The sequence below is a fragment of the Providencia sp. UF-224 genome, from assembly GCF_058245955.1.
Map to the genome: position 1 here is coordinate 259,623 of NZ_JBSICC010000001.1, position 19,788 is coordinate 279,410.

Genomic DNA, 19,788 nt, shown 5'->3' on the forward strand with positions numbered 1-19,788 from the left:
GCACAGTGGCGAGGTTCATGATTAATGTTATGAGTTAATTACGCTGAGTATTCCGCGTCATCATATTGATAAAAAATCGCTTTATACTCTTTGGCGACCACTTGGCAGGTGCCGTCTGAGTTAGGCGTAATTTCCTGCATAATTCCGTCATAGCCAACGTATTTAGATGAACAAAATATTAACCGTGGTGGCTCAATGTACGGGTCGTTCATTATCCACGAATCAATCTCCAACTCGCTGGAGAACGGAATAGAGAGCGTATATTCATCTATCTGCGTGGGCACTAAAAGGCGTGATGCACTACCATCTTGCAAGCGAATTAAACAGCGTGGTTGTTCAAACGACCAATCAAGCGGTTCATTGACAGTAAGTTTAATTTGCTCCTGGTCATGGCTCATATTCATCACTAAACAGCTGATGGTTTTATTGCTCGGGATATCATCGGTAAAGACAATGCGATCCCCAACGTTGTAACAAAGCGCATCCAGTTCCGTGGCGGTTGAATAACTAAGCCGTTGGTGTAAGTGTTTCATGAGTCGCCGCATGCCAATACGATACGCAATGGTAGGATTTAACACGCCATCGGCTTGATAATCTTCGACCTTTTTCGGTGTCGGATTCTCTTTGGTGCGACACTGGATAGTTTCCTCAGCCCATGTCACGCCATTGATATAAGTGACGTCCACACCATCGTAATCATCCTCCGAAGGTGCAGTAAAGCCCGTTTGCAAATCCTCTGTGGTTTCCTGTGGGCTGATGATCCCCGTCCACGGCTTAATCCCCTCTCGGTATGCTGAGGCCAGTCCTTCCGTTAATAAAAACTCCCCCATCCCTGCCTTGCAAATTCGCTGTAGTACCTTTAATGCGGATTCACTACTACTTTCCGATGACCAATCAAACAACTCATTGCGAGGCGACCAATAGGTCTTGTGTAGTTCATCAATGGCCCTATTATCAATTTGCGCATTATTCATGCCGAGGCTATTCAACACATGGTAAAACGCCCCTTTGATACTGCGTGAGGGATGATTGCCATACAACCGTGTAGCGACTACATTAATACGGCGGTCGGATTGCGCCGCTAATCGGTTCCCTGTCCTCACAGTCAATGCAATCGTTGTTAGCCCTTCGTAATGCGTTGGCCTTGAGGTTAATAATGCACGCAATGCTTGCCAGTGGCATTGGTCACGCGTACTGCCACCACCCACATCCGACACACGTCTAACACGCACTTCATACTGCGCTTGCTGAGGCAACTCAAATACTTCTGTGAAGCCGATTTGGTCTTCGGTGCTGCGGCTATAACGAAACTCTTTTGTGACCCACTCCGTGTCATTGACCCCCCGATACTGAACGGCGATTTTCACTTCACGCGAACCACGACGCCCTTTTTTATCATAAGACGCCAGCCCTGCAGGAAAAACAATATTGAGCTCTATGCGATTGGTCGTTTCGCCGTTCGGACAAGCTAAAAATGGCCCTATCCAGTTTTGTTCATCATTAATGCCGGTAATACTGAAATCCAACAACGTGCGCTCACGGAACCCCTGCCAATTGGTATCAATTACAGTGATATCGTTACCCGATTCGTCTTTTTCAATGGTGAAGCGTTCAACGCTGAGAGTGAGGCCATCAATTTCCGTGATTTTGTACTGATTACCTTTAAGGCCAAGGCTAAGGCGTTGAGTGCCCTCGGGTAAGCCTGAAAAAGCAGAGCCTGTCGCACTGTTATAGGCCAGTGAAATATGTGCTTCTATCGCAGGTGTACCACCCGATGACGGAACACCACCATTAAAGCGCGGTTCGGCACCGAATACCGAGTCGGGCAATGAGGATGCTAGAATATTGCCACCAATATAAGGGCTTGACTCTTCGGTCACAACAATGCGCCCTGATACATCCCACGCAACCAAACCCGACCCAACAAGCTGAGTTGTGATGGCATTGACTAAGCCGCTCATGGTGACGTAATCAGTTAATAGCGAAATGTAATACACTGCACCTTGCCAGCTAATCGCAAAGGTTTCAGGCTCAAGCGTAAAATCATAAGTCCGTGGTGATTCACTCGCTTCAATAGAAGCTGCAATACCCCCAACACCCGGTACTGCAGGTTGACGAGGTGTGTAACTTTTTACAAATAAATCATAGTGATTATCGTTAAATACCAAGGTGATCGGCTGGCCTACATATGGGACTAACTCACTCATATCGCCATAAATCACGCTATGGCTATTTTCCGTTTTTACGGTAAACGTGTCGGGCGCTTCAATGGTGATAATGGTTCCGACTTTCCATGAAGCGGGGATGGTCGAATCATGAGGCGTTTCTTCGTCGCTCGACTCGGTGTTGATCATCGAAATCGACGAACCCGAAACGGCTACCGCCTCGGCATTCACGCTGACACTTTTTGGCGCGCTAGAGCTCAAATCAAGTCCCGTGGTACCTGCTGTGGTGGTACCGACTTCCGTGGAGTTATACCAATTTTCTGTGCGAACATCCCCAGTGATATCAACACCCGGCTGATAAATCGCATAGTTAACGTCATTGCCGAAGGAGGAAATCGGGGTATTGCCGATTTTGATGTTAGACGCATTAATCGCAAAATTGCCACGCCCCACACACAGAAACATTTGCGTACGATATATTTTCGGGTCAGCTTTATCAAATCGACTAATCGGTTGAACTAAATAATCAGGGAACACCCGAAACCGTCCAAACACCTCACGAATAGGATCCCCCAGTTTAGCACTGTTGGCTTTCGCGGGGTTTAGCTCGAGCTGGTCACCGTTGCCCGATGAAGAATAACCACCCACGTCAATATTGCGCATCATGAAGATAGAATACGCGGCAGTCGCCACAGCGATCCCCACTGCAATCCAGCCGATAGTTGCAGCTTCAAGACCAAATGGAACGGGATAAATTTTTACATCATCTTCAGCGCGAATAAAAGTGAGTGGCCAATCGCTCGGATGAATACGGGTTCCATTAACGTCAATACTGATCGGTTGAGTATCTTCATTATGATACCCGTTCACCGTCTCCGCTAACCAATGGTGCACAGTTATATTGCCGTGTTGATGCGTTTCTAACGGCTCACCTTGCAGACGCGAGGGATATATACGAATTGTCACTGGTAATACTCCACATGAGAAAAACGCCGCTCAAATCGGGATAAGGGCAAGACGGTGACATTGGATTTTGGGTTACACTCAACTGCATGCAGCAATCCGTTAATATTTACGATGATTGCCACATGGGTGATCATGCTGCTGGTATAACAAGCAGCGACTGCCCCTTGTACCGGATCGCAACGGTTGACGGTTTTCGCCAGCAACTTGGCCTCTTTATCCAGCCCGTTATCGTCTTTTGTCACACCCTCGAAAACTGGCCATGTTGGCAAACCCAAATCCTGCCGAATTTCGTGAACGATACCGTAACAGTCTAAATGGGGATAAGCGCGTCCGCCCTTCTGCCAAGTGACAGAACGGTATTTATCAATGTTAAACATAGAATGCCCTTAGGAGAGGTAGCGAAGCCCTGAATGCTCAGCGAGGTTATAACGGTGACGAGGCCATGCAGTATCGAGAATATTCATGTAACCTGCGGTGATTTGTACATCAGCCCATGTCCATTGGCCTGATTTTACGGTTAATGTAAATGGCGGCTTACTGGGGGCGGTGAGATCAACATCAAGGTATTGACGATATGTGACTTCTGCGAGCGTACCGTTAGGGTTTTCATTGAACTTGTCAATCGCTTCACGTATCGCGCCAGACACAATCCCGTCAATATTACTGATGGCAAATTTTAGATCTTGGGTGCCATCTTCATTGCGTGCCGGTAGCGCAATGTCCATCCCGCACGCAATAAACGTTACCAGCCGCCCATCTTCTAATTTTGCCTCAATATCATCCCATCCCTTGGTTAACCAATGATCTTCGCCATCGACCCTGATTTGCAAAGTTTCAATAGGCACCTCTGAGCCACCAGAGGCATACAACCGATTTAATATAGTCATGCTTCTGGCCACTCCCGATTTAAGGCAATATCTAATATATCGGAATTAACAACGATATCGGGGAATAAGCCGTAATCTTTGGGTAACAGGGGTTTTTCCCACAACTCTAACGTTGCAGAGAAACGCCAATATTTCGGCATTTCCAAGTGAGGACCATCATAGATATCAATGAACCGGCACTTAACCCATTCATCACACCCGAGTGGGCTTTTCAGTTTCATCATGAACCATGCAGCACCATCCGTGAGCGCATCGCGGTACCACGCTTCAAATAATTGCGCCTGTTGTGGTTTAGGAAATAACCATTGCACTGAGGTATTCGTCGGGGTTGATGTGTAAATTCGCCGCTGTCTTGCTCGACCTGAACTGAGTTGCGTTCTACGAAGTGGTGATACGGGTTTAAACCCGTACCCCTCCGCTAAAGGCAATGGCAAATACTCGTGAGGATAATAGATTTCACTCATTTGATGGAGCTCCGATTTGGGTACATGTAACGAAGCGTATTCCCAAACTTATTTTGTGGCTTAATGATTTCGCTGGTTAACCCATCAATGATCTGCTTCGTTAACTGTTTATTACTGGCTTCAATAGCTTGCATTGTGGCGTCATCAGGTTTGCCAGAAAACGAGTTATGAATATTGATTTCAGGGTTAATGCTACCTTGCATCGCCTGTTGCTCGTTACGCTCATTACGTACACGCTCTAATGTTGCATCGAGTTTTGCCGAGGTTTGAGAGGTAACAACACGCTCCCCTTTTTGCAGTAACCACGTCCCTGTTTCGGGCACTTTATCTACACCATCATGCGCCATACCAGATAATGACAATGCACCGATACCTGCAGCCATAGGTTCAGCAAATGCCGATGCACTCGCCGCCGCAATCGGAGCCATTGCAGGACCCACCAGCGGGATAGCTGCTGTTGATGCGTAGGCGTTTAATGCCGCTAACTTCGCCATGGCTTGCGCATTGGTGAACAAAGCGGTACCTGCTGAAGCTTGGGTGGTTTTACCGACAGCCAATTGCACCGCCTGATAAACCAGCCACTTAGCCGTCATTTCAGCAAGAGCGCCAACAACGGATTGCCCCATATCACTGACAATAGAACTGATGGTGCCACCGAGGGTTTGCGTGCCATTAACCAAGTCTTTTAAATTGCTACTGATAGAACTGGTTGTGGCATTAGCAATACTGGTGACCGAGTCGTAAGCCATCTGGCTATAGTTTTGAGCTTCTTCCATCCAATCCGCTAACGCTGAACTGGTACCCGCCAGCCAATCCAATTCAGCCGCTTTAGACTCCTGGTACTTAGTGTTAAGTGCTTCCAGTGCTGCTTGCTTGGCGGCAATGGCATCCGCACCTTTGTCCGTTTTATTGAATACGCGATCAACTTGCATCGCTTCTTCATAAAAGTTAGTTTGGCGCTTGCTCATGCCACGCGTTTCACGGTTGAGGGCTGCATCATCATTAAATTTCTTAGTGGCTTCCTTTAAGTCCTTTAATGCATCCGCCATTTCACGCTGTTTGCGCACCGCTTCATCGGCTCGCTGTGTCCATTCCGCCAGCTGAACAGAAGAAGATTGGATCGCTTTTCGCTGTTCATCCGTCCATTTAGCACCCGTTTCATTACCAGCTGCATACAGTGCTGCCGCTTTCTCACCTTGCAGTGCCCGTATTTTTTGAACTTCCATGGCAACACTGAGGTCAGCCATTTTGTCCTTGTAACGCTCGGTGACTCGCTCCGCTTCTTTCGTTAAAGAATTACCCGATTTAAGCGAATTATTCATTTTTTCGCGATCATCATAAGCCTTTAATTTGTCGTTAACATATTGTTTCTTATGATCATCATTAGTAAATGTACTTTCTGCCTCCCAAAGGGCTCGCTGTTCAACCTGATCGCGCTGCTTCATGCTGGCAAGAATACGCTCCTGCTCAGCACCCCATAGCATCTGTCTTTGTTTATCATTTAATTCTGGGCGATTACCCGCTAGCATTGGCGCTTGAGTTAATAGCTGACGGCTAGACAATAAATTGTTACCTAGCGAAAGCAATCTATTAAACTCTGACTCCTGAGCAAGCTCTTGTGCCATCGTCTCAATTTTAATGCGCTTATTGCTATTTTCTTGCTGACGTAATTCATTAGCCCGTTCAGTGAGTTGGTTTAAGGAGTTTTCAATGGATAGCCTTTTCTCCTGCTCCTCTCTTAATCTCACTTCTTCAACTTGCAACATTTCAGTGTTTTTAATTGCAAACTGAAGCATTTTTGCACGATTATCATCCGATAAGCTAAAATCCATGGATGATATGACATATTTAGCGGAGGACTCGGTGTACCTGTTAATCTTATTTTGTATTTTATCTATTTCTTTTGACTGTGCTTCTAAAGCTTCCTTTGCTTTACTCACCTCATCAGAAGCTTGAGGCAAAGTCATATTTTTAGAGTTTGCAGCTATATCCTTAAGAGTACTTGCATATTCAAGGGCAGACTGATGCGCCGCTTCTTGCTGCTGCTTAACGGCAAACCAACTTCCTGCAATAAGCATTGTGAGTCCTGGTAGCCCACCAACTAGAGATAGCAACCCCCTAGCCCCCGTTAGCATTGTGCTGCCAACCATGCGAAATCTGTTTAGTGCCCTGCGTGACACTAATAGCCTTTCATTGGTTGCAATTTCTTGATTGTTAACAGCAATAAGCGCCTTGGTGTTTTTGGCTAATTGACCATCAATCACGGCTCGCTCTTTATCCGTTGCTGCCACCATTCTTTTTGTCACTAAGGATTGACGCGTATCAATAAGTAATTGCTTCTCATCTTTGATGCGCATTTTCGTGACTTCAAGGCTACGAACTTGTTCTTTTGTGTGATTGATTTGAGATATGTAGCCCGTAACCGTTTCTTTTGCTAAGTTTTTTGTGCTGATCGTCAAATTACCAAGATAACGAGAAAGACCAACACCGATTAACAACCCACCAGCAATGGCAACTTTATCAAAGTTATCGCTTACCAGTGCAAGGGTTTCTGCCATTGTTTTAGTGATCCCCATACCGCTATTTAACTCGCCAAACGTTTTCTTAGCCGAGTTAGCGATACGAGTAAACCCATCAGCGACAGTATTATCCATAGAGTTAGCCAAGGCATTATTTGCATCTTTAGACGCAATGGCCGCATCTGCTAGCATTTTAAAAGATATCTGCCCACTTAATCCCATCTCCTTTACTTGGTTTGTAGTAACTTTTATCCCGCCATTTGTCTTTTCAATCTGAGCAGCTAAGCTATCCAATAACGAAGGCATTGCCTCCATGACAGCCTTAAAGTTATCACCCGCCACTTTACCGACAAGCATGGATTTACCTAGCGCATTAATAGCTGAATCCGTTTTTAACGAACTGGTTGAATTTGCGGTTAATGATGATGAAAGCGATTCAATATAATCAACAGTTTGAGTTGTGCTATAACCCAATTCTTGCATGGATTTAGCAGCACCAATATACAAATCTTGGGTGATCTCAATAGCTTTACCATTGCGATTACTGATTTCTAAAAATCGGTTTTGGAGGTTGTCGTATTGCTTCGTATCACCCTCAACAGATTTTAGCGCTGACTTAATTCGCGCCGCATACTGCCCCCAATCATCAACTGTTGAGATAATGGCGGAAGCTGAAAAAAATCCCGCCATCGCGCCAGCCATGCCTTTCGCTGTTATGGCGACACTGGATAACTGGCTGTTAATTTCTGAGAGTGTTTTTTTCTGCTGAGCGAGCTCTTGACGCAACTGGCGGCTACCGCCCGCCGCATTTCTATAAAAATCATTACTAATTCGAGAGGCTTTACTGATCTCAGACTGAAAACCCGAGGAGTTAGCAGTGATCTTTAAAATTAATTCACGTAACTTAGACATTGCGGTCTCCAAAAAAAAGACCGCATAAAGCGGTCATTATTACCTTCTACAATATATTTCCCAGTTATTCGTTAGTTCTGAGTTATAAGCTGGAAGAACCTCTAATTTAATGAAATCATTTTCACCTATTGAGTCACTAATAACCTCATATAAAAATTTGGAATATTCAGCATCACCGATTATTTGCTGAGCATCATTACCCTCAAAAAAATAAATTAATGTTGGTGAGTTTTTAGGGAGCTCGTTGTGTTTTCTGCTTAATTTAATTTCACCGCAAAGAGTACCTGTATTTTTGTTTTTGGATGAATATGCGTGAAATGTTAAGTTTTTAAATTCAACATTGAATGGCTGCATATTTTTATTTTTTGCTAGTTCGGCGGTAATTCTATCAATAGTACTTTGTGTCGAATCATCACACCCAAATAACAAAGTGGTAGTAGCAAGGGCGGCTGCAATTAATAGCTTTTTCATTTAAGTAATCCCATTAATAAATAATGGGCCTACTATATAACTATTCAGACATACCACTCAACCATGCCTCAAACGGATCGTTACTTTCAGCCTCTTCGTTAGCTGCATCCTGATCCCAAATTGGCACCAACTCACTAACAGACACTTTAGCACCAGCCGCATTGAGCACCGCTGAAGCAATCATTGCTGTATTGATATCACCACGACGGTCACTAATTGGACTCATTTTGTCGTATGCCATCCACATTCGAAGTTCGCTGACGTCCAGACTGGAGGTTAATTCCGCTAGGGTTTTACCCAGCCTGAGCGCCAGTGTCATTAAAAAGAATGTTTCCGGTTCTCTTACTTTTTTTCAGCTTCTGCAGCAGAAATAGTGAGAGAGAATGCTTCAGCTAAAAGGCGGGCATGCGTTGGACCATAGGATTCCATAAGACCTGGCTTATCAGCTTCGGTTAATGCTGGGGATCCATCATCTTCTAAGATGATATCCATAAACAAAATGACATCACCTTCAATGTTGCGTAGTGCCTTTTGGGTAGAAGTTAACTCTTCACCTTCCTTGTCGCTCACTAATTCCGAGCATTTAAGACGAGCCTGAATGGAAGGCTCGCGGATCAGAACTTCAACATTACCCCATTCGGGTACCATCACTTTTTTAGTGCGGTAAGCTTGGTTGGCACTTAATGCCAGATTGCGTAAATTTGGCTTTGACATTATTTTTTACCTTCTGTTGTTGGTGCCATGCGACCCGCTACTTGAACAATTTCACCACCTTTAATCGGCACCGTTTTGCCCTTCAAGCGCAGTGTAAATGTTGCAGCTACTACACCGTTAGTCTGTGCTGACCATGTGTGCTGGCGAACTTCAGCAAGGAACGCAAAGCCACTACCAGATGGTAGAATAACCTTAAAGGAATGCGTTGTATCTTCGTCATAGGCTTTTCTCAACACCTCCTGCCCTTCATCGTCGGGCGAAAAGTTAGCATTAAATGTCACTTCGGCAGGTGACGGTAACCCATTGATCATCTCTTGCTCTTTTGAGCAGAAGGTGGTTATGTCAATATCCGTTTTTTGACCACCTGTAAAACTAATCTCTTTTAATGAACAACCCAGAGCAATAAAAATTGCTGAAGTTGGATTAACTTCTTCCGCAGGTAGTGAGGAAATGGAAATTTTAGTATCTTGCGATCTTTCAAATTTAGATGACATATTAGTTTCCTATAGACATAAAAAAACCACCCGTAGGTGGCTGATGGTGTGATTTTAAGTTTAATTCCAGACTTGGAATTCTAAGGTTCTGCGATACAGCGTGGTATCAGCTTCATAGTCGGACTTTCGTGACACATTTGTCGGCAATAATACTTTGATTGCCTTGTACGCTTTATCCCGTATTTCAGACGCTACACTCGGATCTTTAGCATAAACATCGATTTGAATGTTGGTCATAGTTTCTGCCTGACCCGAGAACACATCCCCGTCAATTTCATAGAATGAAAATATCACCCATGGCGCGCTGATCGGTGGAGAGTCTAAAGGCACAACAGATAGAAAAACTTTATCTGGGGCAACGGGCTCAAGGAGTGCAAGCAAATCATTTTCAGTCATTTTTTGAGCCCCTCATCTATGGCTCTATTGAGCCTTTCAATTGCTGCATTCGCGGCTTCATCGGCTTTGCTATCGAACGCGGGACGAATAAAAGGTACGGGTGGCATTTTAGAGGTGCCTTCTTCCAAAAATCGCCAGTAATAAGCATTGCGCGGATCCTTAGCTTTCATGGAATTATCGCTATTGGTACCCTCTTTATTACTGCCGCGCACATACACACCCGCTGAGACTTCACCATCTTTGCGACTACGCTGACTGCTGGCCATAATATTTCTGGCTAGCTTTCCAGTGCGTCTTGGTGCTTTTGCTCTCACTTCATCACGTAAAACAGCCGCACCTGCATAAGTGGCTTGTCGCAGTACTTTGGTGCTTTCTGCTTTGCTGAGTTCTTCAAGCTCTTTACTCACATCAAGAAAGCCGCTGAAATCAATATTAAAATCATCCATCAGCCTTGACCCCCTGTTTACACAGCAATTCAAGCCGGGTATTTTTCACATCAGGAATAACGGACTGAATATCATAGTTCATCCCATTAAATACCATGCGGCAGGTTGAGTTGATATCAGATCGATAACGCATCCAAACACGTACGGTGATTTCTGACATTTCGGCACCAGACGCAAGAAGCTCACGACCTGAGATAGGTTTAACTTCTGCGCGCGTTGTAGCAATATCAACCCACTGATTTTCACGAGCACCCGAGGGTAATTTAACCAGCTCCTTACGCTGAAAGGTCACCTTGTGACGCAATCGCCCTGCTTGCATAAAGCCTCCTTACAACCCATAAATACGATAGGGTTGAAGTAGCGCCTCTGTCGAAAATGGCAATGCTGAGGTGATATTACCAATATTGGTGGCTTCGCGGTTTTCATACCACTGACCAATCAATAACAGCATCGCATTTTTGACATCATCACTTAGCAACAACGGCTCAGGATCGTCCTGAAAACCGTCTGATGATTCGCTCTCATACAATTTCCGCCGCGTGTAGTTTTCGACATACTTCACGGCAGACCCTGTATAAATTACCAGTAACTTATCATCATCAGTAAAATCAGCCTCGATATTGCAATGCGCTTTAACTAATTCAAGAGAGAGCATTACTTCTCCTTTTTCGCCTTAGTTTGCTTTGTTTCCTGCTGTTCCTGCTGTTCCTGCTGTTCCTGCTGTTCCTGCTGTTCCTGCTGTTCCTGCTGTTCCTGCTGTTCCTGCTGTTCAGCAGCATGATTGCTCACTATTTCAGATGCATAGCCTTTTTGAATAAGCTCGCGCCCATGCAGTTCCAGTGTTTCAATTTCGTCACCTTCTGTGACCACTTTACCGCCAAAGTAAATCGCACGTAAGATCAAGAGTTTCATGTTTCACCCCAAAAGAAAAAGCGGCCTTATCGACCGCTTAGATTGATTATTCGCCCGAGGTAGGCGCTGTGAAGTCACCGTAAACAAAGGCTTCTGGACGTTTTAACGCTAACGCCAGACGCTCTTCACAACGAATCGAGATCATGTTTTTCTCAAAGTCGTCGGCGTTTTCGGTAGAAATCACCACATTGGTTTCTTCGCGGTCAAACAGCTGCGCACCCGCATTGAAGGCCCCAGTCAAGAACTTACCTTTGAATGCTGCAGTTTCAGTGACAACAATCGGTAAACCCCATAACGTTGGACCTGTTAATGCAGACGGATTCGCCAGAATGTAACGGCCCAGTGAATCTTTCAGCAGTTCAATCTTCGCCCAGTCGATGAAGTGCAGAACGTGCCCCGTTGCTGGGAAACGCGCTAACTGTGCTTGCAGCATAGCCAAACGCAAATCATCAATGCCGTTTTGTTTATCGACTTCAAACTCCGCCTTGAACTTAGACGCCTGCGGGATGATACCGTGCAAATGCGCGCCTGAGCCGTCGCCGAACAAAATTTCTTGCTCTTCGACAAACTTCAAACCGTAACGCATTTCAGCGTCAACCAATGATTGCAGTTGTGCGAAGTCATCTAAAATCTGCTTAGAAGCCTTGAACATATGTGCAATGGTGGTAACTGGCGTGATTTTTGTTGCAAACTGGATGTTGCTGTACGGCTTGGTCGTATTTTCTGGTACCACCGCAGCCGCGTTAGTAAATCCGGTTTGCTGTACCCAGAAAATAGCCGGTGAGGTCGTTTTCCCGGGGGCAATTAAATCACGGATGAACAAGCGTTGTTTTGGTGCAACATCAATCCCCGGTAAGCGATGTGGCTCGACCACGCCCTCAGCCACATCAACAGAGGTAAGCGCGGCCTGAACGGGAACCGAAATGCGCTTGCTGGCTTGAATGCTGGAATTAATATCTTTCAACACGTCGGCTGAAATGACTTGCTGACCGATACTTTTTGCAGCCTGAACCGCGTTACCTAACGGCATTTGAGCAACATGTTGCTCCAACTCACCTAAGGAAGCTTTCAGTGTTTTTTCAGACTCACGTAGTGCGTTGAGCTCTGTCATCATTTTATCGACAGAGGCTTTCGTTTCATCACTTAAGCCCCCTACTCTTTGGGCTTCTTTTAATGCTTCTTCGGCTTTCGCATTAAACTCACCGGTAGCTTTTTCAATTTTAGCCGACAGGTTTTTTAACAATTCATTTGCTTCAGACATAATGTCTCCAATTATTTTGATAGGTTAGCGAAGGCATCAATGGCCTTCTCCAGTTCCGAAAGGGATTCAGGGTTAATATTGGGGGTAGCGCTTGGCGTACCGTCGGGATCTGAAGTAGCGCTCGGCATACTTCGTGTTAAAGCACTAATGAGTTTTCGACGCTCAGAGCGCGGGGTTTTAGACTTAGCCAATAATGCATCTAATTTACGAATAGCAGCTTGTGGGCTTTCGTCACCATCGTCAACAGCATCGACCGCTAGCAAGCTATCCGCAAAGCCTTTTTCAATCGCATCACTGGCACCAATGTAAGTTTCGTTATCCATCATCTGGCTAACGGTTTCATCGGATTGACCGCTTCGCGCTACATAGATATCCGCCATCGATTTATCAAAAGGAGCAAGGTCATTTGCCAGTTTGGCGAAATCATGGCGATTACCAATACCGACAGCCCAACAGTTGTGGATCATCAAAAAGGCACCGCGCCCCATTTGAATTTCGTCACCCGCCATGGCAATAATGGAAGCCGCTGAAGCCGCAATACCTAAAATGTTAACGGTGACTTTGCCACTATGAGCACGAAGTAAGTTATAAATGGCTAGCCCTTCAAACATGTCACCACCCGGGCTATTGATATTGACAACAACATCATTATTCCCAATGGCTCGGAGTGCAGCAGAAATACGCTTGGCGGTGACGCCCTCACCCCAAAAATCTTCACCAATTACGTCTAATACAGAAATGGTATTGTCCGAACTGGCGGCACGAATACCACTATTCCACTTATCCAGCGCTTTAGGCTTGAGTTCATAGCTAATCGATGCGCAAGGGCGATCCTCCAGCGCAACTGGCAAATGACTTTTTTTCATTCAATTTACTCCTCGGAATGAGGTTTGTTAGATTCTGGGGAAGGGTTGTTAGCTTGAGCTGATGGATTGCCTTCAGGGAATAACCAGCTACTCAATTGCGCCTTCAGTTTCTCGGCTTCATTACCCGCGCTATCTTTACCAAGTTGGTCAATCGGCGTGAGGTTGAGTTGAACGGTGTAAATATCGCCCCCGTCAATTGGCGGAAGGTTCTCAAGTCGCCTCACATCATTACGACTCATCCAGCCGTTTTGCAGCGCGGTAGTATAATAAGCTGAACGCCCCGCACTGTCGGCACGCAATAAGCCTTCAACCGAAAACTCCGCATAATATTCATCATCGCTGTCGAGTAGGCAACGACTGATTTCTTGCTCAATATTGACCAGGAGCGGGCGCAGTGTATTGGTCAGAAACTGCATATTCATGCCTTCCACACTCGACGCCCAGCTGCTCTGTTTATCCGCATGACCGACCATAAAAGGCGGCACACGAAACCAGCGACAAATTTCCTCAATACTCCATGAGCGGCTTTGTAACAACTGCGCATCTTCGGGATTCATGGAAATACCGTTATAGCTCAGGTCATTTTCCAAGATCATCAACTTACCCGCATTTTCAGAACTAATGAACGCATTCAAGTAGCCGCGCAGCTTTTCACGTTGCTCTTTTGTCAGTGCCGTTTTTGAGGATAAGAAGCCTGATGCCAGCAAGCCATTGCGGAAAATCTTGGCGGCGGTTTCATCGGTAGCAATCGCCGAGCCTAAAATATTACGCCCCATCTGAATGGGCGTGAGTCCAACCACACCATCTAGCCCAAATCCACGAATGTGCATCATGTTTTTTACGGGGATTGGTCGATTTTTACCGCCCTGCCCTGTGTATTGATAGTCCAATAGCCCATTATCGAGCCGTTTTACTGTCACTGATTGCGGCAATAACGGCTGCAGGGAAACTAACTTTGAGCCGATATACTGCTTTTCAACATAAGCGTTCCCTTGCAAACAAATACTGGCAACCACCATCAACATAAATCGTGAAGGGGTCATTTCTGCATTGGGCCGTCGACATAGCACGCGATAAGCGGGATGATCTTTCGCTATCACTCGAGAGCCGTCAGTCTGGTACTGGTAAATTTTTAAGGGCAGCGTTGAAATGGATTCGCTCAACAAACGAACGCATGACCATACAGCAGAGAGCTGTAGCGCCTTATCTGTTGATACGGATTTTCCACTGCTGCTTAACCCGCCTAGCGCTTTCAATAAATCTTGAGTCTCAATCCCTGCAGGGGGATTTTGCTGACTAGCATTCAACCGCTGCGCTTTGCGTTGTGATTTCCGTCTGGCCATTAGAACCCCACCATAATTGGATTATCAAAGAAACCTTCAATATCTCCATCATTTTCATATTCTTCTTCAGATGCACCAATTGCCATTGCTGAAGCAACAACACCATCAATGCGCCCTGTACTTTTCCTTTTCGCAAATATGCGGTTTTCCTTTTGATCCGCCTCTGTCACTGCTGATGCTGCATTCCACCGTAAACATGGATTAGCATGGATAATGATGGTCTGGTCATCAATTAACCCTTCAAATAATTCAATTGAGTGAGGCATCCACAAGCCAGAATCTTTTGCCTTGTAATAACCTTGTCCGTGAGGAACTAAGGGTACCGTGACTGCAGCCTCATCTAATTTAGGCTCTAAGTATTTGATTCTGTATTGGTCAAATGCAATCGCGAGCAAATTCACATGCGTTGTTATTTCAGCAATCCGCTCAGCAACAAACTCATATTTAACTGCATTGCCGGGTGGAGTGTGAATAAAGCCTTTTCTAGCCCACGCATCATAAGGAACACGGTCAGTTTTAGCCCTATCCATTAGAGTGTCTTTCGGTGTCCAGAATTCGACATAAAGGTGTTTAATTCGAGGGAAATAAAGCGCTAACGAGGTTAAATCTCGTGTTCCTGACAAATCCAACCCGCCGTAACACTCCTCACCTTGCAAGTCCTCTAATGTGAACTCTTTCTCACAGCTCATCCATGTATCACCATTGATCCACGGATTATCTGCATCCACCCACTGGCAGAAATTAAGCCGACGGACAATGCTTTCTTTTGCTGGCATGCCTTGGGCTTGTGTAACTTGCTCCCGTAAATAACGGTCAGTAAAGGTATAACCTAAAGAGGGGTTGGCTTTCCCCCAGCACGATTCATCTTTAAAGGGGTCGTCCCCCTCATCAAGTGAACAGATATAAGAAAAGAAACTGTCATCTTCAACTGAACCTTCAGCGACTTTTCGACCGTATTCATGGTAGTCATAGCACACACTGGTTTTATCATGGCCACTGTTGGTGATCATAAATATCAATGCTTGTCGTCGCCCTTTAGTCCCGGCACGCATCATTTCAACGACATTGTTATTTTTATGCTCATGAATCTCATCAATGAGCGCACAGTGAGGACGAGGTCCAGACTGCCCATCATCAGCGCTAATTGGTCTAAAAAACGAGCCAGCCTTTAAAAAAGCGAGGTTCCATTCTTTCCCTGCACCACCTGACTTCATGATCCGCTGGCTGAGTGCCGGTGATTGGTCGACCATTGCAACCGCATCACGAAATAAAATCATTGCCTGGTCTTTTTTGGTGGCCGCGGCATAAACTTCAGCACGAGGCTCACCATCAGCCATTAAGCAGTAAAGGCCTACTCCAGCTGCTAAAGGTGATTTTCCTGACCCCTTGCCCGATTCAACATACACCATGCGAAATCGGCGAGTGCCATCTTCCATTTTCCAACCAAAAATCGAACCAACAACAAAACATTGCCACGGTAGCAAAATAAAAGGTTTACCCTCGTGCTCTCCGCCATTGAGTTTTAGCACTTTTGCAAAGAAGTCTATAGACCGCTGGGCGGCTTCAACGTCCCATACCAAGCCTTTTTGTTTTGCTTCGTTCAGATCTTTAAGGTGTCTTGCGCAAGCACTTCGGATATCAGGGCCAGCAAGAATTTTGCCTTCGTTGACGTCCTGCGCATACTGCGTTGCAGGGTCACCCGAAGAACGCGTTGAGCGGGTCTTCCTCTTCTTCTCCACCATCGATTTTCACCTTTGAGCGAGCAGCCGGGGTCAAACCGAACTCGACTAAATAACTTTTAAAACGGCGATCCGCATCAGCTAACATTGCTACTGCTGGATGTGCTTTAATCAGAAAATCGCCTAATTGGGTTTTCGTTGTATAAGTGCGACCTTCAATCGCTATCGTGTCGCGTAGCTGAAGAATATCAGCGTAGATATCGCAAAGCCTTTCCAAAGCCAAAGAATCAGCAATAGTTAAAACGCCCATGCCATCAAGCAGCAATGTTAATTTTGCCCATGCGATTTTTCCCCAATCCGTTAAGTGTTCGGGTGGGCTTGGAATTTCACGCCGAGGTTTGGGTTCTTTATCGTTGAGTTTTCGTTTCCCCGGATTACCCGTTACCACTTTCAAGTGGGTCGGTTTCGGGCGTCTTCCTGCCATCGGAACCTCCCAGAAAAAAACTTTTCATTTCGCGGTTGTGCACACGAATGACTACGGTCGGTAATTTAAGGCAAAGGTTTTAAACTTTTACCCCGCCCCCCCCTATCATATTGCTATGACTTCAAATGAATATCGGGTGCATCTGTGACCATTGGTTCATGCCACGCGAATTCAACATGAACAGAAGTATCTAATGGATATGTGTTAATACTTAACTGCTTTTGACCAGACAACATCTGACCATCAACGGTGAGACAGTAGCCAATCTGTTTACCATGCTTGAACAACTTAGATAGCTTTACTTGCTTTGTTTCTGTCATGCTATTTATTCCAATGTGAATTAGGGTCAAGCGGTATGCCGTCTACACTACAACCAACGACGACACCACTCTTCTCCATACGTTGCTTAGTTGAGTTGTGATGGGGATCACATAGGCTTTGGAAGTTCTTCTTATCCCAGAACAGCCTCTGGGCTTTGGCTATTTGCACGGTGTCACCTGATGCCAGAGCATCCCTAAGCCTGTGTGGTGTGATGTGGTCTACAACTGTAGCTGCAGTAATGCGGCCTTGCTCTTTGCACATAACGCACAAGGGATATTCATTAAGAAAGCTGAGCCTTACCTTTGCCCATCGACCACCGTAGACATTGGGCTTTTTCACTGCAACCATCCAGACTTAGCAGATTGAATATCAGCGCAAACCCGTTCGATAGAAGCTGCAAATGCCTTGTCTGAATTTTCTATTGCTTGCTGTGTGCGGGTTATCATCGCGCTAAGCTGAGAGAGTTTATACTCAAACTGCCGTTTAAATTCTTCGAGCCCACCATTATCAACAGCAGTATTAATTCTGATGGTTTGCGCCATAGCACTTCCCTTAGTTGATTTAGAGAATGCTTCATTTAATTGCTCTAGCACTTTACCAGCGTCACTCGTTTCAAGCTGAGCGCGAGCTGACTGTTGCTTCTCGCCAGCTCTTATTGTTGTTGTGGGCGACTGGATTACTATTTTACCAATCGTTGCTTTATCAATGCATGACTCATCAATAAACACCTGACCGCTTGTAACAAAGAACTTATCAGCACTAAAACCAACGCTTGTTGGCTGTTTCAGCCCTACACTAACCATTAGCCCTTCAATACGCTTTAGCTGCGCTTCCAGCTTATCTAAGTCAGTGCTATCGACTGATATTTTTATAGATAGGGTGGCTATTTCTTTTTTATCTGACATGACTGTCTCCATAAATGAAAAAGCCACCAGTGATTAGCTGATGGCTATTTAGAATATTCTTCTAGATGAATTTATATAACTGCCTGGTGCCGAGTGACTACCAGCATTCAAAACATATATAAAACTCTATCAATGCCACTCAATGAATAGCATTTGTAGAATTAAATAAAATTATGTCTCTCCATAAGTCACGCCGTTTCTTCTCCGGTGGCTGACGTTTCTACCGCATGAGTATATCCACACTTGGATTCGTTGTTTTTGACTCTCAATATGCGCTCACTGCGTTGAGGTTGCAGGTCACAGCTAACATATGAGACAGCGACAACGCCGCGCCTCGCTCGCAACCAATACTCTGATTCGTATATTCTTTTTCGTATTTAGTAACAATTTATTAATAGATTGATTGGTTTTTACTGATATTATTTACGCACCCATACGACATTTGGGTTATTCATAAACAATATGTGCAATCTTTTAGCCCATTCCGTTATGGGCTTTTTTTTGCTCTTTAAATCATAATTCCTTCATACCTCTCATTATCATTAACTCTACTTGCATATTTAAAATTACTTACTATGCTTTACATGGATATCATATTAAGTATTAATGCTGTTCTTTTTAGCCCAAATCTCTGTGGGCTATTTTTTTGCCTATTAAGCTAAGCGCCTAATGACTTAATTTAGCTCGCAACCGTTTTTAGAGTTAAGATAGTGTTTAGTTCCAGTTAAAAAACAATAACAAACAATAATCCTTTTGCTTTTTCGCTAAAATTTACTTTTAATAAAAATAAAATAAAGAATTAAAAGTAATATGGAAAATAATATAATACTCACCCTTATTGAGTTAACAAATAGAAGTAATGATGATGTTAAAATAGCGGCTATTACTGCACTTGGTGATTATAAAGCTACCGTTGAGCAGCAAGCTGCTATTTCTAGACTTCTTGCGCTGTGCAAAGACCCCAACAGGGATGTTGCAATTTCAGCCATAAGATCATTAAGTAAACTTTCCGAATTCTTTTGATTTACCTAAAGATCTCCGCTCTAGTATAATTTTGAATTATTCCTAGCCGCGTCAGCCTCTCGAATAGCTTTCTTGTCCAAGTTGCACTGTTCAATGACTGTTAATAACGACTCATTGAGTAATAGCGAATCACCCCAAGAAAATGTCTCAGGGATGTATTCAGGCAAGCAATCATTGAGTAAGTGTACTGGAATGGGTACTGATGGCGTTTGAACGTATTCTATTCGCGTGGTTGTGCAGCTCGATAGTAGCATCACTAGGAGCATCAATAGCAGCACACTTATCACCCACAATAACGGTTTTGATAATAGTTTTAACCGTTTCAGAAGCCACTGCTGCCGTGTCGCGTTCCCTAAGGTTATTTCGTGAGATTTCATTAAACGTTACCGAGATCTGTAGAACAGTGGATAGGATAATGTGTTGTGTTGAATTTAAAGCCGTTAGTTTTTCATTCGCATTATTTATTCTCTCGAGTGAAAGCATCAACCAACCAGACCAAATAATGAGAAGCACAATAATCAGTGATGCTATTTTTTCAAAAATTGACATGCTTCCCCTTA

The 19,788-nt window shown here is 44.7% G+C and carries 24 protein-coding genes; 1 reads left to right on the forward strand and 23 read right to left on the reverse strand.

Annotated elements, in window-relative coordinates; translation table 11 throughout:
- Nucleotides 1-38: 38 nt before the first annotated feature.
- The 21 genes from AC4IFO_RS01280 to AC4IFO_RS01380 form a co-directional block, all read right to left on the reverse strand.
- Nucleotides 39-3,131 carry a host specificity factor TipJ family phage tail protein gene (locus AC4IFO_RS01280; protein ID WP_490731183.1) on the reverse strand — a complete coding sequence of 1,031 codons (3,093 nt, stop codon included), beginning with the start codon at nucleotides 3,129-3,131 and terminating at the stop codon, nucleotides 39-41.
- Nucleotides 3,128-3,508 carry a nitrite transporter gene (locus tag AC4IFO_RS01285; protein WP_490731185.1) on the reverse strand — a complete coding sequence of 127 codons (381 nt, stop codon included), beginning with the start codon at nucleotides 3,506-3,508 and terminating at the stop codon, nucleotides 3,128-3,130. The genes AC4IFO_RS01280 and AC4IFO_RS01285 overlap by 4 nt, the downstream gene beginning before the upstream one ends.
- A 9-nt stretch (nucleotides 3,509-3,517) precedes the next feature.
- Nucleotides 3,518-4,018 (reverse strand): DUF1833 family protein, encoded by a 501-nt coding sequence (locus AC4IFO_RS01290; RefSeq protein WP_490731187.1) that lies wholly within the window; start codon nucleotides 4,016-4,018, stop codon nucleotides 3,518-3,520.
- Complete coding sequence (locus AC4IFO_RS01295; RefSeq protein WP_490731189.1) at nucleotides 4,015-4,482, reverse strand: hypothetical protein; 468 nt, start codon at nucleotides 4,480-4,482, stop codon at nucleotides 4,015-4,017. The genes AC4IFO_RS01290 and AC4IFO_RS01295 overlap by 4 nt, the downstream gene beginning before the upstream one ends.
- The gene (locus AC4IFO_RS01300; protein WP_490731191.1) at nucleotides 4,479-7,913 is read right to left on the reverse strand and encodes a tape measure protein; all 3,435 of its coding nucleotides are present in this window, start codon (nucleotides 7,911-7,913) and stop codon (nucleotides 4,479-4,481) included. The genes AC4IFO_RS01295 and AC4IFO_RS01300 overlap by 4 nt, the downstream gene beginning before the upstream one ends.
- Before the next feature lie 39 nt (nucleotides 7,914-7,952).
- A complete protein-coding gene (locus AC4IFO_RS01305) occupies nucleotides 7,953-8,384 on the reverse strand; it encodes a hypothetical protein (RefSeq protein WP_490731193.1) in 432 nt (143 codons plus the stop codon).
- A 40-nt stretch (nucleotides 8,385-8,424) separates the two neighbouring features.
- Nucleotides 8,425-8,703 carry a phage tail assembly protein T gene (locus AC4IFO_RS01310; protein ID WP_221078601.1) on the reverse strand — a complete coding sequence of 93 codons (279 nt, stop codon included), beginning with the start codon at nucleotides 8,701-8,703 and terminating at the stop codon, nucleotides 8,425-8,427.
- A gap of 23 nt (nucleotides 8,704-8,726) precedes the next feature.
- A complete protein-coding gene (locus tag AC4IFO_RS01315) occupies nucleotides 8,727-9,098 on the reverse strand; it encodes a phage tail assembly chaperone (protein WP_490731196.1) in 372 nt (123 codons plus the stop codon).
- Nucleotides 9,098-9,592, reverse strand: a complete 495-nt coding sequence (locus tag AC4IFO_RS01320) for a phage tail tube protein (RefSeq protein WP_490731198.1) — start codon at nucleotides 9,590-9,592, stop codon at nucleotides 9,098-9,100. The genes AC4IFO_RS01315 and AC4IFO_RS01320 overlap by 1 nt, the downstream gene beginning before the upstream one ends.
- 60 nt (nucleotides 9,593-9,652) lie before the next feature.
- Complete coding sequence (locus tag AC4IFO_RS01325) at nucleotides 9,653-9,988, reverse strand: hypothetical protein (protein WP_490731200.1); 336 nt, start codon at nucleotides 9,986-9,988, stop codon at nucleotides 9,653-9,655.
- The gene (locus AC4IFO_RS01330) at nucleotides 9,985-10,434 is read right to left on the reverse strand and encodes an HK97-gp10 family putative phage morphogenesis protein (protein ID WP_490731202.1); all 450 of its coding nucleotides are present in this window, start codon (nucleotides 10,432-10,434) and stop codon (nucleotides 9,985-9,987) included. The genes AC4IFO_RS01325 and AC4IFO_RS01330 overlap by 4 nt, the downstream gene beginning before the upstream one ends.
- The gene (locus tag AC4IFO_RS01335) at nucleotides 10,427-10,753 is read right to left on the reverse strand and encodes a phage head closure protein (protein WP_490731204.1); all 327 of its coding nucleotides are present in this window, start codon (nucleotides 10,751-10,753) and stop codon (nucleotides 10,427-10,429) included. The genes AC4IFO_RS01330 and AC4IFO_RS01335 overlap by 8 nt, the downstream gene beginning before the upstream one ends.
- Nucleotides 10,754-10,762: 9 nt before the next feature.
- The gene (locus tag AC4IFO_RS01340) at nucleotides 10,763-11,089 is read right to left on the reverse strand and encodes a head-tail connector protein (protein WP_490731206.1); all 327 of its coding nucleotides are present in this window, start codon (nucleotides 11,087-11,089) and stop codon (nucleotides 10,763-10,765) included.
- Nucleotides 11,089-11,346 (reverse strand): DUF7210 family protein, encoded by a 258-nt coding sequence (locus AC4IFO_RS01345; protein ID WP_490731208.1) that lies wholly within the window; start codon nucleotides 11,344-11,346, stop codon nucleotides 11,089-11,091. The genes AC4IFO_RS01340 and AC4IFO_RS01345 overlap by 1 nt, the downstream gene beginning before the upstream one ends.
- Nucleotides 11,347-11,392: 46 nt before the next feature.
- The gene (locus tag AC4IFO_RS01350) at nucleotides 11,393-12,607 is read right to left on the reverse strand and encodes a phage major capsid protein (protein WP_210846983.1); all 1,215 of its coding nucleotides are present in this window, start codon (nucleotides 12,605-12,607) and stop codon (nucleotides 11,393-11,395) included.
- 11 nt (nucleotides 12,608-12,618) lie between these two features.
- Nucleotides 12,619-13,473, reverse strand: a complete 855-nt coding sequence (locus tag AC4IFO_RS01355) for a head maturation protease, ClpP-related (protein ID WP_272686087.1) — start codon at nucleotides 13,471-13,473, stop codon at nucleotides 12,619-12,621.
- A 5-nt stretch (nucleotides 13,474-13,478) separates the two neighbouring features.
- Complete coding sequence (locus tag AC4IFO_RS01360; RefSeq protein ID WP_490731211.1) at nucleotides 13,479-14,816, reverse strand: phage portal protein; 1,338 nt, start codon at nucleotides 14,814-14,816, stop codon at nucleotides 13,479-13,481.
- Nucleotides 14,816-16,558 carry a terminase large subunit gene (locus AC4IFO_RS01365; protein WP_490731213.1) on the reverse strand — a complete coding sequence of 581 codons (1,743 nt, stop codon included), beginning with the start codon at nucleotides 16,556-16,558 and terminating at the stop codon, nucleotides 14,816-14,818. Before AC4IFO_RS01365 ends, AC4IFO_RS01360 begins: the two co-directional genes overlap by 1 nt.
- Complete coding sequence (locus AC4IFO_RS01370) at nucleotides 16,512-16,979, reverse strand: phage terminase small subunit P27 family (RefSeq protein ID WP_226693991.1); 468 nt, start codon at nucleotides 16,977-16,979, stop codon at nucleotides 16,512-16,514. Before AC4IFO_RS01370 ends, AC4IFO_RS01365 begins: the two co-directional genes overlap by 47 nt.
- Nucleotides 16,980-17,300: 321 nt before the next feature.
- Nucleotides 17,301-17,648 carry an HNH endonuclease signature motif containing protein gene (locus tag AC4IFO_RS01375; protein WP_197713308.1) on the reverse strand — a complete coding sequence of 116 codons (348 nt, stop codon included), beginning with the start codon at nucleotides 17,646-17,648 and terminating at the stop codon, nucleotides 17,301-17,303.
- The gene (locus tag AC4IFO_RS01380) at nucleotides 17,636-18,205 is read right to left on the reverse strand and encodes a hypothetical protein (RefSeq protein ID WP_068907534.1); all 570 of its coding nucleotides are present in this window, start codon (nucleotides 18,203-18,205) and stop codon (nucleotides 17,636-17,638) included. The genes AC4IFO_RS01375 and AC4IFO_RS01380 overlap by 13 nt, the downstream gene beginning before the upstream one ends.
- Nucleotides 18,206-19,015: 810 nt before the next feature.
- Between AC4IFO_RS01380 and AC4IFO_RS01385 the strand changes: the two genes are divergently transcribed.
- Nucleotides 19,016-19,228, forward strand: coding sequence for a HEAT repeat domain-containing protein (locus tag AC4IFO_RS01385; RefSeq protein ID WP_068907535.1), 213 nt, complete (start codon nucleotides 19,016-19,018; stop codon nucleotides 19,226-19,228).
- Nucleotides 19,229-19,248: 20 nt separating this feature from the next.
- On the opposite strand, the gene lysC is transcribed toward AC4IFO_RS01385, so the two are convergent.
- On the reverse strand, nucleotides 19,249-19,494 hold the full coding sequence (gene lysC / locus AC4IFO_RS01390; RefSeq protein WP_446000162.1) for an Rz1-like lysis system protein LysC: 246 nt from the start codon (nucleotides 19,492-19,494) through the stop codon (nucleotides 19,249-19,251).
- Complete coding sequence (locus AC4IFO_RS01395; RefSeq protein ID WP_068907537.1) at nucleotides 19,400-19,777, reverse strand: hypothetical protein; 378 nt, start codon at nucleotides 19,775-19,777, stop codon at nucleotides 19,400-19,402. Before AC4IFO_RS01395 ends, lysC begins: the two co-directional genes overlap by 95 nt.
- Nucleotides 19,778-19,788 lie beyond the last annotated feature (11 nt).